Origin of the sequence: Thermoleptolyngbya sp. M55_K2018_002 (assembly GCF_015295965.1) — a bacterium.
Classification (GTDB): Bacteria; Cyanobacteriota; Cyanobacteriia; order Elainellales; family Elainellaceae; genus Thermoleptolyngbya; species Thermoleptolyngbya sichuanensis.
Genome location: NZ_DVEA01000188.1, coordinates 1 through 5,205, shown reverse-complemented (window position 1 = coordinate 5,205; position 5,205 = coordinate 1). Strand labels below are relative to the sequence as shown.

Here is a 5,205-nt window from a genome sequence, read left to right as displayed (position 1 = left end):
GAACGGGTTGGCGGGGGTGGGCGATCGCCGCAGGGATTGGTTAACCACGCGGTAGTATGCGGCCAGATCGATCTTGCCTTGGCGCAGAGAGGCACTGGCATCGGCCCTGCCCTCTACCTCAAAGGGAATGCCAAAGCGCAGGAGGCTTCCTGCTGGGAAGGTGACGGGCAGCGTGCCACTCTGGGCCAGCGACAGATAGAAGCCGTCGAGCAAAATCCCAAATCGACCGTTCTGGGCATCAACCCGCAAGCCGCCATCGAAGGCGCGATCGAGGTTCAAAAAGTTGTCCAGATCCGCCCGAATTGTAGTCGATCGCCCCACGGCTGCAATGTCTGCCCTCACATCCAGCGGAATGAAGAAATACGGCTCTACGGTAACCTGCCAGCGGCTGCCCGATCTCGACCCTCCGGACTCTGCGGAACCAGCCAACTGCCCCTCAGGATCAAAGGGTGCAGATTCAGAAGAAAACTCACCTTCGGGCAAATCGGCCGGTTCCAGTTCCGGCAGGTCAACAGGCTCCAGCGCAGGCTCAGATGGCTCAGCCAGCGGATCAAGTGGGGTTTGCGCCAGGGACGATTCATCCAGGGAGGATTCATCAACAATGGGTTCTTCGGCTGGCGACTCATCCAGGAGCAACTGTGCAGTGGGTTGTGGCTGCGGTTCGAGCGCTGGCGGCTGTGCAGGGGTGTCCCTCTGGATCTGCTGGATTTGCTGGATTTGAATGTCTGCGATGGTTGTAGGTTCGGGCTGAGGGGTGGCAGCGGGGATGGAATCGGGATGCAGGGTGATGGATGAAAACTTAGAGGTTTCGCGCAACTCTCCTAGGGCAGCATCTTCAGAAACCAGCGCCAGTGCTGAACTTTCTGGAGTATCCCGGTGGATGGATTCAGCCGATTCGGGGGCGGATGGACGCGGTTCCGTGGCATGGGCTGGGGCGACCCATACGACCGCCGCCACCGACGCTGCAATAGAGAGCGTCTGGGCGATCGCCCTCATGCGCTTCTTGGATGACCGACACTCCTCCAGCCCCCCGGTTTGGGAAAGATGCTGAGAACAACACCCCTGGGACAATGCAGATTGGCGAAGCATGATAAAAACTCTGAGAAATGGCAAATTGAAATGCAAAATGCATAGCACAAAGTTAAGTGAAACTAAAGTTCAGTGAAGCGAGTTTGTCAAAACCGAAGTTTCGTAAAACTAGCTCAACAGACCTAAAACTTCAGCAAAACATTTCACAAGATATCAGTAAAGCAGTGGGCAACAAGCTTAGAATTCGACAATTTAGACCATTGGACGGAACCACGGGTTGCAGATTGGATGCAAGAACCGGAGCGCAATGCAATCTCATCCATCTGTCCTCCTAGAAGCCAGATGGATGAGCCAGAGAATCCCTATTAGCTCAGCAGATTTTTGTAAATCTTGCCGTCTTTCATAATCACCAGGAAGTTTTCAGCAGGATTATCAATCAGCCGAATGTTTTCCAGAGGGTTGCCATTCACCAGCAGCAAATCTGCCAGAGCGCCCTCTTCGACCACGCCGAGCTTGCCTGGATAGGGATTGCGTGGCCCAGACATCGCCAGCAGTTCTGCATTGTCGTGCGTTGCCATCTTCAGCACTTCCGCAGGCGTATACCAGCGCACCATTTTTGACAGCAGCCTGCCCCGTCGAGCCGTTTTTGCAGGGTCATACAGGATGTCGGTTCCCCAAGCAGTTTTGATGTTGTATTTCTTGGCTAGCCCGTAGGAAATATCCGTGCCCTCTGCCACTTGCAACTGCTTCCTGCGGCTTTCACTGCCTTCGGGATAGGGGTTGGCATCTTCGTCATCTAGAAAGGGCTGCATACTCAGCCAGATTCCCTTTTCGGCCATCAGTCTGGCGGTTGGCTCATCCATCAACTGACCATGTTCAATACACTTCACCCCAGCTCGAATCGCAGTCTGAATTGCTCTTGGCGTATAGGCATGAACCGTGACGTAGGTGTTCCAATCTGCGGCCGCATCCACGGCAGCGCGAAATTCATCTTCGGTGTATTGGGATACATCGAGGGGGTCATAGACCGAAGCCACACCGCCACCCGCCGCCAGCTTGATTTGAGTGGCCCCCCGCATTAGCTGCTCACGGGTTGCCCGGAGGACTTCGGGCACACCATCGGCGATCGCCCCCACGCCATATTTCTCAGCCAGACTCAGTTCCGAAGTCGGTGTTCGGGGCAGTTCATCCAGCGTGCGAAAGTCCCCATGGCCCGACGTTTGAGAAATCATCGCACCCGACGGCCAGAGTCGCGGCCCCGCGAGTTGACCCTGGTCGATCGCCTTTTTCAGATCAAACACCGGCCCTGCCATATCCCGCGCACTCGTAAACCCGTTCATCAGCATCTGAGTAGAACTCTCAGCCGCAGCCCGAAACACCTGCTGAATCAAGGCATCTCCCCCAGCCCCCGCCTCGAACAAAGCCGCCTGACCCGCAACCCCTTCCAGAAACAGGTGAACGTGGGCATCGATCAATCCCGGCATCAGCACTTTGCCTTCCCCGTTGATCAGGAGAGTGCGGAGATCGGCAGGAACCGGAATTGGCGAGGTAGAAATGCGCTCGATTTTATTGTCAATGACTAGTACATTGGTCGAGCCCGAAAGCAGGGGCGAGGTGCCATCAAACACCCGCACATTTTGAAACAAAACGCGATTGATGCCCGGATTTGGCAGGTTCACAGCAGGTTGGCTCTGCGCCCAGCCCACCTGCGTTGCTAGACCAATCAGAATGAGTAAAACGACTCCTAAAATAGCCGAGTATCGAAATCGGGAACCCATATGCCTTACGACCTATTCACGACTTAACGTAAACTCAGTAGCTTTTCCAAAGCGAGCTAGATGCACTTTGCTACAAAACCTGCAATTAGAGGGTGTTTGAAAAGGTATTGCCTGTAATGTTAAGCACTCAGAGATCCCTCCTAGCCCCCCTTAGAAAGGGGGGAAACCGCTTTAAAGTCCCCCTTTTTAAGGGGGATTTAGGGGGATCTTGCACGCTTTGCTACAAACAGTAGGACTTTTCAAACATCCTCTTAGGATTTAGTTCCAAATTAGTTCCAAATCTTGCGATCGCCACTCGCAAACCCAGGCTGACAAAACGAGACAGATCGCCAGAAAAAGCCTGGGATGAAAGAAATGTCCATCGAAAAATAGCGATAGACGAAGACATGGTGATCTGTAGGCGATCTATGGACAATCTATGAATTTCCGCTCACAAGATACCACCTGGGTCTGACTAAAACAAGTAATTGTTAATATCTCTTGGCTTGTCCAGGGAATTAGGTGCTGAGGCGACATAGCAAGCTTTGGACACAATTCGCCTTAAAAAAATATAAAATCAGCACGGCGTATCCTCCATCCAGATTGTGATGCGAAATACTGTGGTACTCAATCCAGTCAAATACGCCCGATGGATTGCCGAACGCCTGCGAATGATCGGGTGAATCAAGCAAATATCAAACCTCAAAAATGGGCATCAAAAACGAAGGCAAGTATTATCACTCACCTCCGTTTTGATCTAGCATTAAGCTTCGAGTTAGTGCTAATCGACCTTAGTGTTAATTGACCGGGTATTTCATGAATGGGTTTACACTAGGGCGGGCACCGGAGCGCTGAGATGGGGATAAAGCGGGAAGCGGCTGCACAAAGCAGCGATGCGATCGCGGCAGGTTTGGGCTACGCTTTCGTCCTCTGGGTTTAAGAGGCGATCGCTGATGATATTGGCAATCTCGGTGAATTCTGCCGTGCCCATGCCGCGAGTGGTCATGGCGGGGGAACCCAGCCGCAGACCGCTGGTGACAAAGGGCGATTCGGGGTCGAAGGGGACGGTGTTTTTGTTGGCGGTAATGCGGACACCGCTCACCAGTTGGTCGGCCACTTTACCCGTCATGCCAATCGAGCGCAGATCAACCAGCATCAGGTGGTTGTCCGTGCCGTTCGACACCAGCTTCAGTCCCCGTGCCTGGAGTTGGGCGGCCATTGCCTTAGCATTTTGAATCACTTGCCCCGAATAGGTGCTGAAGCTGGGCTGGAGCGCTTCGCCAAAGGCCACGGCTTTGCCCGCGATGACATGTTCCAACGGCCCGCCCTGGGTTCCCGGAAAAACAGACTTGTCCAGCTTTTTGCCCAGGTCTGCGTCGCGGGTGAGGATGAGGCCGCCACGGGGGCCGCGCAGGGTTTTGTGCGTTGTAGTAGTGACGACATCGCAGTGGGGAATGGGGCTGGGGTGATGGCCCGTGGCAACGAGTCCCGCAATGTGAGCAATATCGGCTAGGAGATAGGCTCCGACTTCATCGGCGATCGCCCGGAATTTCTCAAAATCAATCACGCGGGGATAGGCCGAATAGCCGCAAATAATTAGCTTGGGACGATGGTGCAGCGCCACCTCCCGGATTTCGTCAAAATCAAGCTGCTCGGTGTCGTGGTTCACGCCATAGTGACACGCCTTAAACCACTTGCCCGACACGTTCACAGGCGAACCGTGGGTCAGGTGTCCGCCGTGAGACAGATCCATGCCCATAAACGTGTCGCCCGGTTCCAGCAGCGTCAGAAACACCGCCATATTCGCCTGTGCGCCAGAGTGCGGCTGTACGTTGGCATGGGCCGCGCCAAAAAGCTGCTTTGCCCGATCGATGGCCAACTGCTCCACTTCGTCCACAAACTCGCAGCCGCCGTAATAGCGCTTGCCCGGCAGCCCTTCGGCATACTTATTCGTCAATACAGACCCCTGTGCCGCCAGCACTGCCGCTGAAGTGAAGTTTTCGCTGGCGATTAGCTCTAGATGGTCCTGCTGGCGCTTTAGCTCTTTTTGAATCAAGCCTGCCACTAACGGATCGGTTTCTACTAAAAGATCCCAGTTTGTTTGAGTCACACACACGCTCCCAAGGTTGTTTTAGGTTGTTGCATCAAGGTCAAGAAGGCCGGGGGGTGAGAGGGTCGTCCTGCTTTCCCAGAGTTTTGATCATACCGCTGTTCCGCAGGAGACGGATTCACCCAATCTGCGGCGATTTTCAGGGCGGGATGCCTGCTTCGCCCAAGGTTGTCCCAAAATTTTTGACCCAATTGCCCCAAAAGCCCTTTGCACCTATCCCCACTTCCCGTGCTATACTTGTTAAGCGCGTTTCGCGTATCCCCTCAAACTGTATCGGGGCGTAGCGCAGCTTGGTAGCGCACTACTTTG

General features: G+C 54.2%; 2 protein-coding genes and 1 pseudogene. All 3 read right to left on the bottom strand.

What is annotated here, in order from left to right; translation table 11 throughout:
* Positions 1-1,089: pseudogene (locus tag IGS51_RS09130) on the bottom strand (hypothetical protein); the annotation flags it as partial.
* Between the two features lie 305 nt (positions 1,090-1,394).
* Positions 1,395-2,807, bottom strand: coding sequence for an amidohydrolase family protein (locus tag IGS51_RS09125; protein ID WP_297078115.1), 1,413 nt, complete (start codon positions 2,805-2,807; stop codon positions 1,395-1,397).
* A gap of 805 nt (positions 2,808-3,612) precedes the next feature.
* The gene (gene glyA / locus IGS51_RS09120; RefSeq protein WP_297078114.1) at positions 3,613-4,896 is read right to left on the bottom strand and encodes a serine hydroxymethyltransferase; all 1,284 of its coding nucleotides are present in this window, start codon (positions 4,894-4,896) and stop codon (positions 3,613-3,615) included.
* Between the last annotated feature and the right edge of the window lie 309 nt (positions 4,897-5,205).